Source organism: Turicibacter sp. T129 (genome assembly GCF_025594975.1).
Lineage (GTDB): Bacteria > Bacillota_I > Bacilli_A > MOL361 > Turicibacteraceae > Turicibacter > Turicibacter bilis.
Map to the genome: position 1 here is coordinate 103,108 of NZ_JAMQUU010000018.1, position 18,255 is coordinate 121,362.

Here is an 18,255-nt window from a genome sequence, read left to right on the forward strand (position 1 = left end):
GATTATGTTAGTATTTGTATTCTAACGAACTTAATTTTAAAAAAATGACGAATTTTGTCGATGGTTTTTCACTTTCTAGACACTTCGCTTTGTCGTTAAACGAACATTTATGCTAAAATAATTTTTAGGTGAAAAATTACCTGTGTTTACAATGTATTATTGGATAAAGTGGGAGGTTTTAGACATGCCTCGATTTAAGAAGATTTATATTGAAATTACAAATCGTTGCAATTTAAAGTGTGACTTCTGTCCGAGTGCGACACTTGGTCGAAAGGGGCGTGTGATGACAGAGTCAGATTTTATACATATATTAAATGAAGTGAAGCCGTATACGAATTATTTATATTTTCACTTATTAGGAGAGCCGTTTTTAAATCCACGTATTGGACGCTTTTTAGAACTGAGTCATGAAGCAGGAATGCAGGTTAATTTAACAACGAATGGGACATTGATTAAGAAGGTTGAAGATATTTTAATTCAAGCACCCGCCCTCAGACAAATTAATTTCTCAATTCATTCATTTGAAGCGAATGAACAAAATGGAACACTCGAAGATTATTTATTAAGTATTGCTGATTTTATTGACCGGATTCAAGCGGTGAAGCCTATATATTGTAATCTTCGTTTATGGAATATGGATGCAGAAGAATTAAAGGCGAAAAATTCATTGAATCAAGAGATTTTAACGTTAATTGAAAAGTCTTTTAAATTAGATGTTAATTTAAGTGAGAAATTACAAGAAACGCATAATATTAAGATTAAAGATCGCGTGTTTATTAATATGGCCGAAAAGTTTGAATGGCCAACACTTGAGCGTGACGTGATTAGTGAGAAAATGTTCTGTTATGGGCTGCGTGATCATATTGCGATTCAAGCCGATGGAACAGTCGTACCTTGCTGTTTAGACAGTGAAGGAAAAATTCCACTAGGAAATGTTCATGAAACACCATTAAATGAAATTTTAGAAAGTGAGCGTGCTAAAAATATGTATGACGGATTCTCACGCCGTTGTGCTGTTGAAGAGCTTTGTAAACGTTGTGGCTATGCCAAAAGATATTAAAGGAGTGTTGGAATAAAGATGATTAGACCCATTATGAAGGATGAAGTCTTTTTAGCGCAAAAATCAGTACCAGCTACAAAAGCAGATTTACCAGTCGTTGAAGATTTAATCGATACATTAAGAGCCAATCTTGATGGTTGCGTAGGAATGGCAGCTAACATGATTGGAGTGAAAAAACGCATTATCGTCTTTGCGATAGGAGAAATAATTGTTCCGATGATTAATCCAATAATCGTGAAAAAAGAAAAAAGTTATGTGACTGAGGAAAGCTGTTTATCTTTAACAGGTGTTAGACAAACAACACGATATGAAAGTATCGTTGTCGAATACTTAGATAAAGACTTCAAAAAACAAAAAGGAACATTTACAGGATTTGTCGCTCAAATTATTCAACATGAAATTGATCACTGTAATGGGATTATTATTTAGGAAAGAATATAGTGTATGATGTGAGTTAATGATAAAAGAAGTGTGGTAGGATAGAATAGTTTAAAGCTAATTAGAGTAAAATTTGATTAGCTCTTTTTTAATAGCTAGGTATAGATTATTATGATGGGGACTAAAATGAGAAAGAATATGTGTTTATTCAGTCAATAAGTCGTAGTACCATTAAATAAAAAGCTCTCTAAAAAGTGAGAGCTTAGTGATTATGACTAGTATTTGAAATTAAAAAGCCGATGGTTGTTGAAATTAAATGATCAACTTGAGTAATGCCATCACTATAATTATTCTGCTTGGTTAAAGCAATAACCATTAATGTGATGAGACAGATAAGGCAAACGCCTGCCGCAAATAGTACTCGAATACTCGTTCCTTTCAAAAGTGGAACTTCAGTTTGTAAGACAGGGTCTTTTTCCGTTTCTAAATCAGGTTCGGTCACTCCCCTTGTAAGAAGACTGTCATTGTCTATCTCTTGATTTTTTATTTGAGGTTCCATGTCTTGATTGAATATTTCACGAGTTATATTTTGGACTGATGTTTCAGGATTTGATTCAGGTGTTTCAGTATTTGAATCTTTTTTTTGTCCGTTAGAGTTATTGTTTTGGTGTGGAATATTCATTCCTAAAATATACCCGAATATACTTGAAAGGCTCGTTTGAAAAATCGCATTAATAGTAGGTTGCGAATGGAAAGCTGGCACAAATATCGCGCAAATTAATTGAACTAAGAGAAAAACACCAATAATTAAGACCGTCTTACAAGCGATATCAAGTTCTTTCCATTCGTGTTTTAGTAGTTTGTTTAATGGAACGTTGTTTTTATTCATAGGTATCACCGTTGAGTAAGGATTAAATTTAAATCATGATATCTTATGTTTTTTATAAAATATTGAAAAGGATATCTATCCAAGTTCTATAGGTATGATAAAATAAAACATCATAGTGTTAAGCAGTAGTTATTTTTTACATCGAATGATTAGAGATGACCTTTGTTTAGCATAAGTCAATCTGTTAACTTATATATATAGAAATGGAAGTGAATTAATGAAGGAAACAATGAAAAAAATTTTAGAGTTTCGAGATGAACGTGGTTGGAAACCATACCATACACCTGAAAATTTAGCGAAGTCAATTTCGATTGAAGCGGCAGAATTACTTGAATGTTTTCAATGGAACCATGAGTTTGATCCGATTCATGTTAATGAAGAATTGGCTGATGTTTTAATTTATTGTTTACAAATGGTAGATGTGTTAGGTGTCGATGCAAAGCAGATTATTTTTGAAAAATTAGAAAAGAATGCAGTTAAATATCCCGTTCAAAAATAAAAAGCCGTTTCAAATGAACGGCTTTTATCACGGATGAAAGGCATAAACCATCACAGTATAAGTCTCATATACAAAATAAAGGACCATACTGACTAAAAGGGCGGAATTAACAAATCGTTCGCCTTTAGCTCCTGTTTTAAAGTTCGCTAGTTTAATTTTTATTTTACACGGATAAAAAAGACACACGCCTTGATGCGTAAATAAATCGAGAACAATATGAGAAATATGACCGACCATTAATCCACACGTTAGAATGATATAAAAATCTTGTCCTACATTAAGTAGTGGTGCAAACGACATGAGAATAAAGAAAAAAGCAATGGACAAAAGACTGTGAGTTAGTGTTCGATGTTTAAAATGAGTTGAGATAAACTTTGAAATAAAGGGAAGAAGTTTTCCCATTTGTGAACTTTTCATATCAATATCAGGCAGTAAAGAACCGACAGTTGTAGCTACACAATAGAGGGTAATAATGAAAAGTTTAGAAAAGGTATTAGCTTCGGCATAAATCGGTGCGATAAATAATTGATGAGTGATTAGTCCACAAAGTAAGCCTCCGCGTTGGTGAGTAGCGGCTGTCATGATTAAAGTCCTCCTATGATTCTATAGATGTCGAAAAGTGTCTTATATTCCAATATTATACCCTAAACTATCGAATATTTGTTTGGATTTTATCAGTAAAATTATGGAAAGGAGTGGGTCTGAAATGGGGTTAAAGGAAGAGTTACAGAAATTGAATGAGGCTCAACGAGCGGTAGTAGAAAATTTAAATCAGCCTCTTTTAGTTATGGCACCTGCTGGAACTGGAAAAACCAATGTCATCTCCTTACGAACAGCTCATTTTATTCAGTCAGGCATGAGTCCGAATCAAATATTGTGTTTAACTTTTACGAATAAGGCCTGTCATGAACTTAAAAATCGCGTCATGAAAACAATTGGAGCGGATGGGAAAGCAGTCTGCGTCAAGACGTTTCATAGTCTTTGTTATCAATTAATTAAAGAAGAATCAAAATCGCTTGGAAAATTATCTAATGATTTTATGATTATTGATGAAGAAGATGCGAAGTTTGTGATTAAGCAGTTGATTGGAAATGTAGGAATTTTAAGTGATAAAGCCTACGAATACATCCAAGCCCTCAAACTTTATCAAATTGGACGTGGTGAGGTGGACCAAGACTTAATTCATACATTTCACCAGTCTGAGTCAGCCTTGCGACTTTATTACACCTTGAAAAACTCTAATCAGGGGAGTGAAACATTAGCTTATTTATCGAATTATGGTTGGTGGCTTTATGAAGAGTATCAACGCCATTTGAAAGAGCATCACCTGCTAGACTTTAATGATTTATTACTCTATGCTACGGATTGTTTAGCTCAAGAGGAAATTTTGAAGAGGTGGCAATCTAAGTTTCAAGTCATCGTGGTTGATGAGGTGCAAGATACAAGTATCGTAGAGTATGAGTTAATTCAAAAGTTAGCTTTACATTCAAACTTCAGTGCCTTTGGTGATTTTAATCAGACGATTTATGAATGGAGAGATTCAAATCCTGTTTTAATTCGTGCCAAAATTATGGAAGATTTTAATCCAATCTGTTTAGAATTATCATTAAATTATCGAGCGACAAAACGTCTCGTTCAAATGAGTGCGAATTATTTAGAGAATGGAAAGCGTGCACGCTTAATTAATCCTAGTTTATCACCAAAGTTAATTGAAGCAGCCAGTGACGTACTGGGGACTCGTCCTGTCTTTTATGAAGCGGGAACAAAACAAGAAGAAATGAATTTTATTATTGATCACTTAAAACATCATCGACAGGAAGATCTTGCGAAAACAGTTATCTTAACACGAAGTAATCGTCAAAATAGTGAAGTTGCTAACTTTTTAAAAGCAGATGGAATTCCGTGTTATCTAGTTGATCAATTATCTTTATTTAAACGCAAAAGTATTAAAGATTTACTTGCTATCGTTCGATTTTATTTGAATCCATCGGACGAAGTTTCTCTTCAACGATTTATTCCTTTGTTATTTAAGTCGGTTGATTTAATACAAATGATTCAGCCTCAATATTTAAAACGTTATAAACAATACGAGATGCGCCTTGTCGACTTATTTTCAAAACAAGCTTATGATTATGAGGAACCTTACGGCTTATTGAAGCAACATTATGAAAAAGGACGAATTATCATTTTTGATGTGGAATCAACTGGGCTTGATGTCACTAAAGATGAAGTCATTCAAATCGCTGCTATTGAGTTAAAAGAAGGAATAGTTGTTCAATCTTTTGAACGTTTTATTAAGCCGTCGAATTTGGTTGGAGATTCTGCGTTAGTTCATGGATTTAGTGATGAGTTTTTAGAAACGCATGGACAATCAGCTTCTGATGTTTTTCAAGAGTTTTTACAGTTTATTGATGGTGCTCTTTTAATTGGTCATAATGTTCAGTATGACTTGAAGATTGTTCGTTCACATATGAATCGAGTTGGTTTATCATGTGACACAATCGTAGGTTATTGTGATACGCTAGATATTGTGAGGCGATTATATCCTAATCTCAAAAACCATAAGCTAGATACGGTGAGTGATTTTATTGGTGTGGAACACGAACCAACGCATAATGCGATGGATGATATTTTGGCCACAAAAGATGTGTTAGTTAAAAGTATGGAACGCTTAATGCAATGTCATGAACAGCGTAAGAAGGTCATGAGTTATTATCAGGCATCATTAATTCCTATCGTTAATCAGTTGGAACAAATAAATGCTTGGATTAATCAAGAACTTCCTTCACAGTTTTTATTAAAATTAATTGATGAGTTTAAAATCTGGGAGACAGCCCCATGGGTTGAAGATGAAGTGGAACAAATGAAGCATCATGAACTATTAGCTTGCTTAAGAGAAATTGAGGAGCAACATTTAACCGATTGTCCTCATCTTCCAATGTGGGAGTTATGGACACGAATTTTAGCCCAAACTTCGTTATCGGCTAGTGAACTGGATCGAGTTATGAAAGACCAAAATAAATTAGCGGTGATTACAGTACATCAATCGAAGGGATTGGAATTTGATCATGTGATTATTCCATTTTTAAATCAAGGGATGTTCCCGCTTGATTTTAATGGTACAAACCAAGAAGAGGAATGTCGTCTTTTTTATGTTGCCATGACCCGTGCGAAACAAACCCTTTTATTAACGCGTCATCTTAAGGATTATAGTTATTCTAAAAAAGAAAAGGAAAGAAGTCGGTTTATTGATTTCTTATACACACAAATAGGTGATTAAATGAATAAAATTTTTGAAGTAGAATATAATGCACAGCTCCCACAGTTAACAAAACAAGGCTTAACTTTAGTGGATTTTTATGCCACATGGTGTGGGCCATGTAAAATGTTAGCGCCTATCTTTGAAGAATTATCAGAGACTTATCAAAATGACGTTCAATTTGTTAAAGTGAATGTGGATGAAGTTCCTGTTTTAGCGCATGAATATCAAGTCATGACGGTGCCAACATTAATGTTGTTTAAGGATGGAAAACCGATTGAATCAGCAAAAGGATTTCATCCATTAAACGAACTAAAAGGATGGTTAGATTATCATCTTAAATAATAAAAAGGCTATGTTCATCTTTTTTGAACATAGCCTTTTTATTATTTAAGAAAACTAGTCTATTTATGGGGATAGGTAATCCCCCCCCCGTACCCCACCAAAGGACAATGTAAGTCGTGTAGGGGTCCCGTTTAAGATGTTTTCATAGACTAAATAGTCCTTGAGTGATTCCGATATTTATTTTTATCTCTTGATCGCAAATTTTAACTATTTTGAGATAGCTTCTTTATAATTATAATTTTTTATCAATGATAATGTATGGTTGTAGTTGGTATGGTTTAGGAGCCACTTTGCGATCTTGCCACATGTAGAAGAATTTTTCTAATGGGAAGATTGAATACCCGTCTTGCCAATGATCAGAAGTATCGTATGGGTCAGCAAAAATTAAAGTGTCATCTCCAATTGAAGGTGTCCCATTGTTATCATAACCAATAATAGCGACCCAATGTCCATCCCAATCGCCCCATTCAACCATAATTGGACGTCCAGCTTCTAAGTGACTAGTCAACCATTTTACAAAGTATGAATCTTTAGCATCATCTACCCAGGCAGAAGTTTCATCACTATTTTCAGAAGCGTATAGTGAGGATGATGAGAATGTTGGATATAAGTTTCCGATATTAGATGGTGTAACCCCATCCTCTTCTTTTACTAAATCTTCTTCTGTGTAGTTGGTTTTATAGCTAGTTTCAATTACTTCAAATCCTTCTAAGTTTGAGAAGAAGTTATACATTTCTTCAACATTTGTCCCGTATTCATAGAAATTATTAGCTGTTCCAGGTAACGCATTTTCCTCATCCTCATCAACTGATGATCCCATTGCCACGGCGATATCCCATTCTGATAAATCAGTTTTTCCCATATGTGTGAGTGTCATTAATGCAACAGCATTTCCACAAGACCATTCTGTTGTTTGTTGCATTGTTTTAAAAGATGGGATAATTGTTAAGATTTCATCAGAAGTTAAGTGATAAAAATCAGGATTTACATAAAATCGTGACGTAGGATTATCACCAGCGAAAGCATAAGCATCTGCTCCACCATATTCATCAAAATCTTCACCTTAAATGAAATCAGGTTTTGTTTTTTCTATTGTTACAGCATGATTTGAACCATCAGTGGTTGGATTATTTTGACAAGCTGTTACAACTCCTAATGCCATTAGAAGTGAGGTGAATATTAGTTTTTTCATTTCGTTGCATCTCTCCAATCTATTTTTTTGCTATAAGTTTAGTAATTATAAACTTTGTGTAAAAAAACTAAAAAAAATTACTCTCATAAAAAAAATAGTTAAATCTATTTTTTAAGTTTTATTTACGTCATGAAATGTATCATATACCATTTTAAAGCATAAATCAATAAAAAGTTCCGAAAAAAGTTTAAAAATATTAAACTGAAAGATAAGTAAAAATAAGAAAAGAAGAGGTATCATTAAACTTTACTCTCAATAGCTAGATTTCATGTGTGTGTTAGTGTATGATAAGTGAAGTATAGTTTTATCGTTAATATTGAAACAGTAAGGAAGATGAGGTATGAATGAGAATTTTCAAACGTTTTATTGGAGTAAATTAGATAATGTAGCGAAGTTATATGCCCTTGTTTCTAGTTCGAAGGCAACGAATGTATTTCGTTTATCTGTCAAGATGAAAGATATGATTCAAGTTGACCTTTTATCAGAAGCGGTGAGGGCAGCGTTAATTGAGATGCCTTCCTTTAGTGTACGTTTACGTAATGGATTTTTTTGGTATTACTTTGATATGAACTTACAAAAGCCTCGTATCCGAAAAGAATATACATATCCTTGTTCTAAAATGACGAAATTTACAAATAATAATTATTTATTTAGCATTACTTATTATGAGAAAATGATTCATTTAGAAGTCTTTCATGCGCTGGCAGATGGTGCAGGAGCCACTCAGTTTTTAAAGGTTATCATTTATCATTATCTCAAACGTTTATATCCAGAATTAGCGACGGAATCCATTGTGATAGGTGGAGATCATTCATCTTTACCTGCGATGGATGAAGACAGTTTTTTAAAGGTAAAAAGTGAAGCTCAATCAAAAGTCATACCGAAAACAACTGTAGCATATAAAATAACAGGTATTAAAAAACGTCCTCAAGAATTAAAGGTCATTCATGGGATTATGTCTGCTAAACAGGTCGTTCGTATCGCAAAGCAATATGAAGTGACCGTATCCAGCTTGCTATGTTCAATTTTGATTTATGCGATCTATGAACAAAATTATAAATTTAATCAGGATCTTCATCCTATTATTGTCACGGTTCCTATTGATTTAAGAGGGAGATTTGGTTCACATACGTTAAGAAATTTCTTTTCAAATGTTAATGTGACGATTACACCAGGTCCTGACTTAAGCTTTGATGACTTATTAAAAGACGTTTCAAACCAATTGAATGAGGGAAAAAAGCCAGAAGTTGTTAATCGAAAAATTAATGATAATGTCAGTGCTCAAAAAAACATGATGATTCGTTTCGTGCCACTAGGAATTAAGAACATGGTGATGCGTCATATTTATCATGAAGCGGACAAAGGAGTTACAACAACGTTATCAAATTTAGGGCGTGTCGTCTTACCTGAATCATTAGCTCCATATGTTGAGGAAATGCGAATGATGATTCCTGTGACACCTCATCAACCGATTCGTTGTGGTGTTATTTCTTGTAATGATCAATTCGTTTTAACATTTACTTCTTCTTTAGAGGAAACAGATATTCAAAGATACTTTTTCAGATTTTTAAAAAAATACGGGATTGATATAACAATCTCTTGTAATGAGGAATTTAATCATGAAATATTGTTCTAAATGTCAGATGAAAGTACAAAATCAATTGAATAACTGTCCACTTTGTGGGCAATCACTGGAGTCGGTTGAATTTGAAATTGAACGAGATTATCCAGAGCAATTTGCAAAAAAACGCCGTTTTTCTATTCGAAAATCCATTATTTTTTTAGCGATGATGATTATCTCCTTCTCATTTATCAGTGGGATTTTTCAAGATTTTCAATGGAATTGGGTATTCATTATTACAGCTGCAACACTTTACTTAACTATTAGTGCTATTTTAGGATCACGTGTGAAAAGAAATATTGGTCCAAATATTTTAACACAGGTTATTGGAATATCGGCTTTATCAATCATTATTGATTATTTTTTGGGATATAGTGGGTGGTCTTTAGAGATTATTTTCCCGCTGGGGTTAATGGCTGGAACAACTATAATTACTGTCATGATTCTTCTTAATTCAAAGCGATTTACGGATTTAGTTATTTATCAATTGATGTTTGGATTGATGGGAATTGTGATTTTGGCGATGATTTATTTCCAAGTCATTCTGTTTCGTCAAATTGCTATTATTGGAAGTTATTATACGATCATTACTTGTGTCGGTTTATTCTTCTTTGCAGATCGTCAGATGATTCATGAGTTGAAGAAAAAATTTCATTATTAATTAATATTTTTGATAAAAAATACAAATTATGTAAGAAATGATTTACAAATAGAAAAATAGATGTTATAGTATCCATAAGTTAAATAATTCCAATTGAATCGTGATTCCTTATAAAGAGAAGTGGAGGGACAGGCCCGATGAAGCTTCAGCAACCAGTACAGATGTACAGTGGTGCTAAATCCGACAGAACTATTCTGAGAGATGAGGAGAACAGGTTAGTATGCTGATTTTAAACTAAGGTGTTCTTCTGATTTCTCAGAAGGAATCCTTAGTTTTTTTAATTAAATAATAATCCTTATCGAGAGAAGTGGAGGGACAGGCCCGATGAAGCTTCAGCAACCAGTACAATGTACAAAGGTGCTAAATCCGACAGAGCTATTCTGAAAGATGAGGGAGTGAGTGAGAATTTATTTAGATTTGAACGGACTTCTTTCATCAGCATAAGGAGTCCGTTTTTATTTTGGAAACAGCAAGAAAGGAGAGTCAATATGATTGAACTGAAGAATGTGAGTAAAACTTTTTCGCTAAAGGGGAAGATTGTTGAAGCGGTTAAAGAGGTTAATTTGACAGTAGAAGCTGGTGAAATTTTTGGGATTATTGGATATAGTGGTGCAGGCAAGAGTACTTTAATTCGATGTTTAAATTTTTTAGAAGTTCCAACTGAAGGTGAAGTGATTGTTAATCGTCAAGTGCTAAATCAATTATCGCCCAAAGAATTAAGATTAGCTCGTCACAAAATTGGGATGATTTTTCAGCACTTCAATTTATTAAAGACACGAACTGTTTTTGATAACGTTGCTTATCCGTTAAAAGGTCAAAAAATTAGTAAAGAAGAAAAGAAGGAAAAAGTACTACGTCTTTTGAATTTAGTGGGTCTAGAGGATAAAGCAGATGTGTATCCTTCCCAATTAAGTGGGGGACAAAAGCAACGTGTGGCCATTGCACGAGCATTGGCTAATGATCCTCAAGTTCTATTATGCGACGAGGCAACATCTGCACTTGATCCACAGACGACAAAGTCGATTTTAAAACTTCTTAAAGAAATTAATAAAGAGTTAGGATTAACGATTGTGTTAATTACGCATCAAATGGAAGTGGTTAAAGAGATTTGTCATAAAGTTGCGGTCATGGAGAAGGGCCGTATTATTGAACAAGGAAATATTGTTAGTGTCTTTTCAAATCCACAATCAGAGATTACAAAAGATTTTGTGTCCTCATTATTCCAAGATGAGAAAATCTTTGAGTTATTAGCAGAAAGAGCACCACTAGAAGAACTGAGTCACTTAGAGAAGCTAGTTAAAATCTCATTTGTTGGTCAGCAAACAGGACATGCCTTTATTTCGAAGTTATCAAAGCAATTTAATGTAGAGGCAAGTATTTTATTTGGAAGCATTGAGATTATTCAAAAGACCCCGATTGGTCATTTGATTGTTAGCTTCCATGGTAACAAAGAAGAAATCTTTAGTGCGATTAACTATTTAGAAAACTCAGATATTCAGGTGGAGGTGTTAAAGAATGAATCAGTTGCTTAATCAAATTTGTCCGAATGTCGTAGCGTATTTTCCAGAGTTAATTCAAGCGCTATGGGATACATTATTGATGGTGGTCATCTCGGGATTGTTTGCTGTGTTAATTGGTTTACCCATTGGAGTTGTTTTAGTCGTGACAAGACCGGGACATTTGTTAGAACAAAAAGCAGTTAATCTGATAGTGGGGAAGTTCATTAATGTTTTTCGCTCGATTCCATTTATTATTTTATTAGCATTTATTATGCCATTAACTCGAGCAATTGTCGGAACATCGATTGGATTAAAAGGGGCAATCGTTCCTTTAGTGGTAGGAACTGCGCCATTTGTTGCTAGACAAGTAGAATCAGCCTTATTAAATGTGGATCCTGGTGTGATTGAAGCTGCAAAGGCAATGGGATCAACGCCATTTGAAATTATTTATCGTGTCCTACTTCGAGAAGGGCTAGGTGGAATTATTTATGGACTAACGATTACGACGGTTAGCTTAATTGGATTTTCGGCCATTGCTGGAAATGTCGGTGGTGGAGGTTTAGGAGACTTCGCTATTCGTTATGGGTATCAGTACTATAAGGGAGATATTATGGTAGTAACGGTCATTATTATTATCATTTTAGTTTCAATCGTTCAAAGTGTTGGGGAAGCACTTGAACGAAAGTTCAGTCATTAATGAACAAAGAAAAAAATCAAAGGGAGAGATAGAAATGAAAAAGAAATTATTAAGTATTGTAACAACGATTTGTTTAGGAATTTTATTAGTAGCATGTGGTGGGCAACCTGAAGATGCTGACAATGTCATTAAATTAGGGATCAATGGAGAAGTGAATCAGATTTGGAAAAGCGTTCAATCACGTTTAGCAGATGAAGGGATTGATTTACAATTTGTAACATTTAGTGATTATAATTTACCGAATCAAGCATTAGCTGATGGCGAAATTGATGCAAACTCTTTCCAAACTATTGCGTTTTTCGAACAATTTATTAACGATCATAATTTAGATTTAACATCAATTGGCTATACGGTTTTAGCTCCAATGGGAATCTATTCATCAAAAATTTCTGACTTAAATGAGTTACCAGATGATTCAACTGTTTTAATTCCAAATGATGCATCAAATGGAGGACGCGCCTTATTATTATTACAAGATGCGGGTTTAATTAAATTAGCGGATGAAGTTGGAATTACACCAACTGTAAAGGATATTGTTGAAAATCCTAAGAATCTTGAAGTTGTTGAATTAGTCGCACAACAATTACCACTTTCATTAGCTGATGCAGAAATTGCAGTTATTAATAATGGAGTTGCCGTACAAGCTAACTTATCACCTTTAAATGATTCTATCTATATTGAAAATACAGAAAGTGAGTCTGTTGTAAATTATTATAATATTATTGCGGCTCGTACGGAGGATAAAGATAATCCAACATTAAAAAGATTAGTGGAAGTTTATCAAACAGAGGAAACGAAAAAAGCAATTGAAGAGGAATATAAAGGGGCAAGTATTCCAGTTTTTGAATAAGAGTATAGGGGGAGATTATCATGGAACAAAAAATTATTAAAGTACAAGATTATTTAAATAAACGTCGAGAAGATTTTATTCAGATTAGTCATCAAATTCATGAACGTCCTGAGAGTTCAAACGAAGAATATTTTGCCTGTGAGTTATTAAGTGAGACATTACGCCAAGCCGGATTCGATGTTACTGTGAATGTGGCAGGTCATGAAACAGGATTTGTGGCTCGTAAAGCATCCTCTAAACTAGGTCCGATTATTGGGATTTTAGCTGAATATGATGCTTTAGCTGGACTTGGTCATGGATGCGGACATAATATTATCGGGGCTAGTAGTGTAGCAGCCGGTTGTGCATTAGCTCAAGTGATTGAAGAAACGGGTGGGGAAGTCGTTGTATTTGGAACGCCTGCTGAAGAAGGGGGAGATAACGGAAGTGCAAAAGGATCATTTGTTCGCGAAGGATTATTTAAGGACGTTGATGTTTGTATGATGATTCATCCAGGTAGCAAGACGACTATTACTGGACCTTCTCTTGCTAATCATCCAATTGAGTTTGAATTCTTTGGACGACCAGCTCATGCAGCGGGATGTCCAGAGAAAGGAATTAATGCCTTAGATGCGATGATTGTGTTCTACAATGCAGTAAATGCACTTCGTCAACAATTGACACCAGATGTTCGTATTCATGGAATTATTACACATGGTGGGGATGCACCAAATATTATTCCTGAATATACAAAAGCAAGATTCTATATTCGTGCTAATACGATTCAAGTTTGCGAAGAAGTGACTGAACGTGTGATTAAAGCAGCAGAAGGAGCAGCTTTATCGACGGGATGTGAATTAAAATATACGACTTATCAAAATATTGTGGAAGATTTAATTGTTTATCCAAAGTTTAATGAATTATTTACAAAAGTGGCGACTGACCTTGGACTAGAAGTAGAGGAACTTGATCCGAATGCTTCACGTGGTTCAACAGATGCAGGAAATGTGAGTCAAGTGGTTCCAACGATTCATCCATCACTTAAAATTTGTGAACCTCATGTTGCTGGTCATACTAAAGAGTTCAAAGAGGCGGCGGCTTCTAAAAGAGGTGATCAAGCGGTTTTAGATAGTGCTGAAATTTTAGCACGTATTAGTTTAGAGTTACTGTTAGATTCTCAAAAATTAAAAGAAATTAAAGATGAGTTTGCATTGTTAAAAGCTGAATAGTCAAAGACAAACGCATAGAGCAATCTATGTGTTTTCTTGTTTTTATCATTGTTATTTTGCGGAATAAAACATAAAGTGATGATTAGTGAATATAATGAAGTAATTTAATCAAAGCTGTTGGGATAGGAGGAGAAGAAATGAATTCATTTTTTGAAGGACTTGGAAAGAAAGTTTCTCAAACAGGACAAGATGCGATGAAAAAAACGAAAGAACTAGCTGAGATGACAAAAATTAATTCGCAAATCGCTGAGGAAGAGAAGAAACTGAATAAATTATATATGAAGTTGGGACAACTTTATTATCAGATGCATAAGAATAATCCGGAGTTAGTATATACGGATATTTGCCAAGGAATAGGTGGATGTTTACAGACTATTGATCGATATGAAGTGATGTTAAACGAGTTAAAAGGGATTAAGCGATGTGAGAAGTGTAAAACGGAAATGCCGATTTCATCAACGTTTTGTCAAACGTGTGGAAGTAAATTAAATGATGAACGAGAAACCATTGTTTCGACCATTTGCCCGGAATGCGGAATGGAAAATGGAGGGCATGCAACGACATGTATTAAATGTGGAAAGTTACTATAAGAAAAAGCTGTTGATGTTTAAATCAACAGCTTTTTTATAATTATCTATCTAGAGGGAGATAAGTTTTTACATAATGAAAACCTTTGGTTTATAAAAGCAACTTTAGAAATCAGTTCTGTATAGTGATTACCATTTAAATGCGTTCCAATCTTCTGCGTATTTAGCGAATAATTCATTAATAGCTTTACCGATTTCAGCATATTCTTCATCTTTTAAGTTAGCTAATGAAACACGAATTGACCAAGATGGTCCTTCAAATCCACTACCATTTAATAAGACAATACTGTAACGATCAGCTAATTCAAATAAGAACTCTAATGAATTTCGTTCCTCTTTAAGGTATTCAACGAATTCCTCACCATATTTAAGTTTTGCCCAAACCAGTAAATCAATTTCGTCATAGTATGACGTACTATAAGGATTTTCTTCTAAGGTCAGTTCATCAAGGTAAGTATGTAATAACTGTTTACGACGACGACAAATTTCTTTTGTTTGATTTTTATACGTATCATTTTTATCTAGTAAAGCAAAGATTGAGAAAAATGCCATCTGTACTTGTTGTGGGGTCGATAATCCGGCCGTATGGTTAAGTGCGACTTGACGGCTATCTGCTACAATACGGTCGATAAATGGAATATGATCTGGATCAGTTGTTAAAGCACCATAACGTTCTCTTAAAATATCTTTTGCGTCCTCGGGTAATTGCTCGATTAAATGATTGTAGACATTATCTTTTGCTAAGGCAATGACGCCAAGACGCCAACCTGTTACACCAAAGTATTTTGAGTAAGAATAAACGCCTAGTGTATTGTAAGGCATTGAACACATTAAAGATTGAAACTTATCTGCGAATGTCCCATAAACATCGTCGGTAACAATCATTAAATCTGGATTTTTAGATTCAACAATATGTTTCAAGTAGAACATAGACTCTTCATTGATTGCCACTGAGGGTGGATTACTTGGATTAACGACGCAGGCTAATTTAATTTTAGTATCTGCTAATTTATCTAGCTGTTCTTTAGGATATTGCCACGTATGGCGTCCACTTTCATTAACCTCAGAAGCATAGATTTTAACAATGTCGAAATGATAGCGAGGTAAGTTTGCAATTTCGACATAAGGTGTAAAGATTGGAACAAACAGAGCAATTTTATCACCTGGTGATAAAATACGGTTGGCGATTAATGAATCAAAGATATAGCACATAGCAGCAGTTCCACCTTCAACTGCATATAAATCATGAGTTGCTGTTTTAGGGTCACCTCCCATCTCTTTAATGACATAGTCCTTAACTACTTTTTCAGTATGAATTAGCATACGATCAGGAACTGGATAATTGTCACCAATAATAGCATCTGTTAATTCGAATACCCAACTATCAGGGTCAAAATCATGCTCCTTAATTCCATAGTCAATAATATCTTTTAATAACTCAATACCAGGAGCATTGGAATTATGCTTTGTATATACTAAGAAACGTTCATAAATTCCTGCTTTCTCTGGCATTCCCGCTAAATCTTTATCAGACCATGTTCGTTGGGTTTCTTCCACGGCGAATTGTCCAAAGGTAAAGAATGCCTGACGAGGAGTAGCAGCTGTCCAGTTTGGATTACCACGTCCAGCATTTAACATCATGCGGACACCCTTTTGTTCTGATTTTTTAGCCATTTTAATCAGTTCATCTTTTAATTCGAATGGACTTAAGCTTTCAACTTTCTTAATCATATCTTGAATTTTTCTACGTCTATTTTCTTCGTGTGTTGTCATATAAAACTTCCTTTCAAATGTTCAAGCTATTTTCAAATTAGGAGAAGAAGATAATGACGATGGAACCCCAAACGGTTAATAAAATGTTACCAACCGCGTATGGGACAGTGTATCCAAGTACAGGGGCATTACTTTTCGCCTTTTCACAGATAGCTCCAATAGCAGCAGTTGTTGTTAACGCTCCTGCAGTAGCACCAAGTGTAATGGGTGCCTTGAACTTAAAGACGTATTTCCCTAATAAAATTCCTGCCAATGTTGGAATGATAGTTACAATGACACCAGCTAAAAAGAAACTAATTCCAGATGTTTTTAATCCAGAAACAAAACCAGGTCCAGCATTAATTCCAACGACAGCAACGAATGCTGCTAGCCCTACATTACTTAAGAACCAGGCAGTACTTGAGGGAATACGACCAATGGTTGGACGACGTGAGTGAAGTAGTCCAAAGATTAATCCCATAATCAGTGCCCCACCACTTGTTGATAAACTGATTCCTACTTTTCCAATCATTAAAGCTGGAATCCCGATTAATCCACCAAGTAGAATCCCAAGGCCTACAAAAATCATATCTGTCTCATCAGAATTACGCGCTGGACGACCTAATTGATAAGCCAGTACTTCAACTTCATCTACCGGTCCAGTTAAGGTAAGAACATCATGATTTTGGACGATTGTATCATTTTGGTAAGGTACTTCTTCACCAGTACTTTGAAGTTTAGAAATAAATACTCCTCGAGTAAGTGTATGATGACGAATTTCTTTAATTGATTTACCAATAACCTTATCACTTTTAACGTAAACAGCTAGTGATTCTGTTGGGAAGTTAATTAAGTGATAATCTGAGATTTCTTGTCCAATATCTAATAAGTTAATTTTTTCAACATCTCGTTCTTTAAAGGCGAAAGCGACATGATCATTTTTTTGAATGACCTCATCACCGGCTGGCTTGAACACTTTATTTTCGCGTTTAATTCGAACAAGGAATAAACGAATACTATCTCGTGCCAGTTTTTTTTCAATCGTTGAAACTGATTGTCCAACATATTTGTCACTAATAATATATGCACGATAGTCTAAGTCACCCGCCCGTGAATTTTCTAAGCTATTTTCAAGTTTATCTTTTGAGATATTGTCAAGCTTTTTACTTTCTTCTTCAAGATCAACACCAAGTATTTTTGGTCCAACAGTGGCTAAAATAAAAGCACAACCAATCGTTCCAAAGATATATGTTACGGCATAACCTACAGGCACAAAATCCATCATTGATTTTTTATCACTAGCAGCTATACTTAAGTTTGATATAGCATCTTGTGCAACACCAATAACTGCGGATTGAGTTAAAGCGCCTGCAGCTAAACCAGAGGCCTGACCAGCGTTGTATCCGAGAATTTTTCCGACTATAATCGTAGAAATTAAACCAATGACACAGACGATAACAGAAAAAATTACTTGAGGAATTCCTTCTTTTTTTAATCCTTTAAAAAATTGAGGTCCGGCATTATACCCTAATGCAAATAAGAAAAGAAGGAAAAACACAGACTTAACAGTGTCGTCAATCGTAATATTTAATTGTCCAATAATAACACCTGTAATAAGTACACCAGTGACGGATCCGACTTTAAATGATCCGATTTGAATTTTTCCAACTGCATATCCAATGGCCAATGTTAAAAATAAGGCAAGCTCTGGATGTGATTGGAGAGCATGTACGAACCATGTCATAATAATTACCTCAT

The 18,255-nt window shown here is 34.6% G+C and carries 18 protein-coding genes and 2 riboswitches; of the genes, 12 read left to right on the forward strand and 6 right to left on the reverse strand.

Going from position 1 to position 18,255, the window contains the following annotated elements:
* Positions 1-184 precede the first annotated feature (184 nt).
* Positions 185-1,060: a radical SAM/SPASM domain-containing protein gene (locus tag NEH75_RS03800; protein WP_055306008.1), complete on the forward strand. Its 876-nt coding sequence runs from the start codon at positions 185-187 to the stop codon at positions 1,058-1,060.
* An 18-nt stretch (positions 1,061-1,078) separates the two neighbouring features.
* On the forward strand, positions 1,079-1,489 hold the full coding sequence (locus NEH75_RS03805) for a peptide deformylase (protein WP_055244449.1): 411 nt from the start codon (positions 1,079-1,081) through the stop codon (positions 1,487-1,489).
* Positions 1,490-1,700: 211 nt separating this feature from the next.
* Here the strand turns inward: NEH75_RS03805 and NEH75_RS03810 are convergent, their stop codons facing one another.
* Positions 1,701-2,327 carry a hypothetical protein gene (locus tag NEH75_RS03810; RefSeq protein WP_055306007.1) on the reverse strand — a complete coding sequence of 209 codons (627 nt, stop codon included), beginning with the start codon at positions 2,325-2,327 and terminating at the stop codon, positions 1,701-1,703.
* Between the two features lie 217 nt (positions 2,328-2,544).
* On the opposite strand from NEH75_RS03810, the gene NEH75_RS03815 reads away from it, so the two are divergent.
* A complete protein-coding gene (locus NEH75_RS03815; RefSeq protein WP_055275647.1) occupies positions 2,545-2,826 on the forward strand; it encodes a nucleotide pyrophosphohydrolase in 282 nt (93 codons plus the stop codon).
* Between the two features lie 27 nt (positions 2,827-2,853).
* Here the strand turns inward: NEH75_RS03815 and NEH75_RS03820 are convergent, their stop codons facing one another.
* The gene (locus NEH75_RS03820; protein WP_055306006.1) at positions 2,854-3,408 is read right to left on the reverse strand and encodes a metal-dependent hydrolase; all 555 of its coding nucleotides are present in this window, start codon (positions 3,406-3,408) and stop codon (positions 2,854-2,856) included.
* Positions 3,409-3,532: 124 nt separating this feature from the next.
* Between NEH75_RS03820 and NEH75_RS03825 the strand changes: the two genes are divergently transcribed.
* Together NEH75_RS03825 and trxA are read left to right on the forward strand one after the other, a co-directional pair.
* Positions 3,533-6,106, forward strand: coding sequence for an ATP-dependent helicase (locus NEH75_RS03825; protein WP_055306005.1), 2,574 nt, complete (start codon positions 3,533-3,535; stop codon positions 6,104-6,106).
* Complete coding sequence (trxA, locus tag NEH75_RS03830) at positions 6,107-6,430, forward strand: thioredoxin (protein WP_055306004.1); 324 nt, start codon at positions 6,107-6,109, stop codon at positions 6,428-6,430.
* A 232-nt stretch (positions 6,431-6,662) separates the two neighbouring features.
* Here trxA and NEH75_RS03835 read toward each other — a convergent pair whose 3' ends face one another.
* Both NEH75_RS03835 and NEH75_RS03840 read right to left on the reverse strand, forming a co-directional pair.
* Entirely contained in the window at positions 6,663-7,352 is a 690-nt protein-coding gene (locus NEH75_RS03835) for a papain-like cysteine protease family protein (protein WP_238581316.1), read from the reverse strand.
* Positions 7,353-7,493: 141 nt separating this feature from the next.
* The gene (locus NEH75_RS03840) at positions 7,494-7,622 is read right to left on the reverse strand and encodes a hypothetical protein (protein WP_262941088.1); all 129 of its coding nucleotides are present in this window, start codon (positions 7,620-7,622) and stop codon (positions 7,494-7,496) included.
* Positions 7,623-7,962: 340 nt separating this feature from the next.
* Here NEH75_RS03840 and NEH75_RS03845 point away from each other — a divergent pair, with 340 nt between their 5' ends.
* From NEH75_RS03845 to NEH75_RS03875, 7 genes are all read left to right on the forward strand, one after another.
* Complete coding sequence (locus tag NEH75_RS03845; RefSeq protein WP_262941087.1) at positions 7,963-9,258, forward strand: hypothetical protein; 1,296 nt, start codon at positions 7,963-7,965, stop codon at positions 9,256-9,258.
* Entirely contained in the window at positions 9,242-9,904 is a 663-nt protein-coding gene (locus tag NEH75_RS03850; protein ID WP_055306032.1) for a DUF6320 domain-containing protein, read from the forward strand. The genes NEH75_RS03845 and NEH75_RS03850 overlap by 17 nt, the downstream gene beginning before the upstream one ends.
* 105 nt (positions 9,905-10,009) lie before the next feature.
* Positions 10,010-10,112: riboswitch (SAM riboswitch) on the forward strand.
* 84 nt (positions 10,113-10,196) lie between these two features.
* Positions 10,197-10,298: riboswitch (SAM riboswitch) on the forward strand.
* Positions 10,299-10,392: 94 nt separating this feature from the next.
* The gene (locus NEH75_RS03855; RefSeq protein ID WP_055306031.1) at positions 10,393-11,436 is read left to right on the forward strand and encodes a methionine ABC transporter ATP-binding protein; all 1,044 of its coding nucleotides are present in this window, start codon (positions 10,393-10,395) and stop codon (positions 11,434-11,436) included.
* The gene (locus tag NEH75_RS03860) at positions 11,420-12,100 is read left to right on the forward strand and encodes a methionine ABC transporter permease (RefSeq protein WP_055275658.1); all 681 of its coding nucleotides are present in this window, start codon (positions 11,420-11,422) and stop codon (positions 12,098-12,100) included. The genes NEH75_RS03855 and NEH75_RS03860 overlap by 17 nt, the downstream gene beginning before the upstream one ends.
* A gap of 34 nt (positions 12,101-12,134) precedes the next feature.
* Positions 12,135-12,950: a MetQ/NlpA family ABC transporter substrate-binding protein gene (locus NEH75_RS03865; RefSeq protein ID WP_055306034.1), complete on the forward strand. Its 816-nt coding sequence runs from the start codon at positions 12,135-12,137 to the stop codon at positions 12,948-12,950.
* Positions 12,951-12,970: 20 nt separating this feature from the next.
* Positions 12,971-14,158, forward strand: coding sequence for a M20 family metallopeptidase (locus NEH75_RS03870; RefSeq protein WP_055306030.1), 1,188 nt, complete (start codon positions 12,971-12,973; stop codon positions 14,156-14,158).
* A gap of 137 nt (positions 14,159-14,295) precedes the next feature.
* Positions 14,296-14,748: a zinc ribbon domain-containing protein gene (locus NEH75_RS03875; protein ID WP_055243423.1), complete on the forward strand. Its 453-nt coding sequence runs from the start codon at positions 14,296-14,298 to the stop codon at positions 14,746-14,748.
* Between the two features lie 126 nt (positions 14,749-14,874).
* Here NEH75_RS03875 and aspD read toward each other — a convergent pair whose 3' ends face one another.
* Together aspD and aspT are read right to left on the reverse strand one after the other, a co-directional pair.
* A complete protein-coding gene (gene aspD / locus NEH75_RS03880; protein ID WP_055305510.1) occupies positions 14,875-16,518 on the reverse strand; it encodes an aspartate 4-decarboxylase in 1,644 nt (547 codons plus the stop codon).
* A 37-nt stretch (positions 16,519-16,555) separates the two neighbouring features.
* Positions 16,556-18,241 carry an aspartate-alanine antiporter gene (gene aspT, locus NEH75_RS03885; RefSeq protein WP_055305509.1) on the reverse strand — a complete coding sequence of 562 codons (1,686 nt, stop codon included), beginning with the start codon at positions 18,239-18,241 and terminating at the stop codon, positions 16,556-16,558.
* Positions 18,242-18,255 lie beyond the last annotated feature (14 nt).

Bases quoted from the DNA above. Each gene is read 5' to 3' on its own strand.
- NEH75_RS03820 (WP_055306006.1), bottom strand. From the start codon at position 3,408: ATGACAGCCGCTACTCACCAACGCGGAGGCTTACTTTGTGGACTAATC.
- NEH75_RS03865 (WP_055306034.1), top strand. From the start codon at position 12,135: ATGAAAAAGAAATTATTAAGTATTGTAACAACGATTTGTTTAGGAATT.
- NEH75_RS03810 (WP_055306007.1), bottom strand. From the start codon at position 2,327: ATGAATAAAAACAACGTTCCATTAAACAAACTACTAAAACACGAATGG.
- NEH75_RS03800 (WP_055306008.1), top strand. From the start codon at position 185: ATGCCTCGATTTAAGAAGATTTATATTGAAATTACAAATCGTTGCAAT.
- NEH75_RS03875 (WP_055243423.1), top strand. From the start codon at position 14,296: ATGAATTCATTTTTTGAAGGACTTGGAAAGAAAGTTTCTCAAACAGGA.
- trxA (WP_055306004.1), top strand. From the start codon at position 6,107: ATGAATAAAATTTTTGAAGTAGAATATAATGCACAGCTCCCACAGTTA.
- NEH75_RS03815 (WP_055275647.1), top strand. From the start codon at position 2,545: ATGAAGGAAACAATGAAAAAAATTTTAGAGTTTCGAGATGAACGTGGT.
- NEH75_RS03860 (WP_055275658.1), top strand. From the start codon at position 11,420: ATGAATCAGTTGCTTAATCAAATTTGTCCGAATGTCGTAGCGTATTTT.
- aspT (WP_055305509.1), bottom strand. From the start codon at position 18,241: ATGACATGGTTCGTACATGCTCTCCAATCACATCCAGAGCTTGCCTTA.
- NEH75_RS03835 (WP_238581316.1), bottom strand. From the start codon at position 7,352: ATGCAACAAACAACAGAATGGTCTTGTGGAAATGCTGTTGCATTAATG.
- NEH75_RS03870 (WP_055306030.1), top strand. From the start codon at position 12,971: ATGGAACAAAAAATTATTAAAGTACAAGATTATTTAAATAAACGTCGA.
- NEH75_RS03845 (WP_262941087.1), top strand. From the start codon at position 7,963: ATGAATGAGAATTTTCAAACGTTTTATTGGAGTAAATTAGATAATGTA.
- NEH75_RS03855 (WP_055306031.1), top strand. From the start codon at position 10,393: ATGATTGAACTGAAGAATGTGAGTAAAACTTTTTCGCTAAAGGGGAAG.
- NEH75_RS03805 (WP_055244449.1), top strand. From the start codon at position 1,079: ATGATTAGACCCATTATGAAGGATGAAGTCTTTTTAGCGCAAAAATCA.
- aspD (WP_055305510.1), bottom strand. From the start codon at position 16,518: ATGACAACACACGAAGAAAATAGACGTAGAAAAATTCAAGATATGATT.
- NEH75_RS03840 (WP_262941088.1), bottom strand. From the start codon at position 7,622: ATGAAAAAACTAATATTCACCTCACTTCTAATGGCATTAGGAGTTGTA.
- NEH75_RS03825 (WP_055306005.1), top strand. From the start codon at position 3,533: ATGGGGTTAAAGGAAGAGTTACAGAAATTGAATGAGGCTCAACGAGCG.
- NEH75_RS03850 (WP_055306032.1), top strand. From the start codon at position 9,242: ATGAAATATTGTTCTAAATGTCAGATGAAAGTACAAAATCAATTGAAT.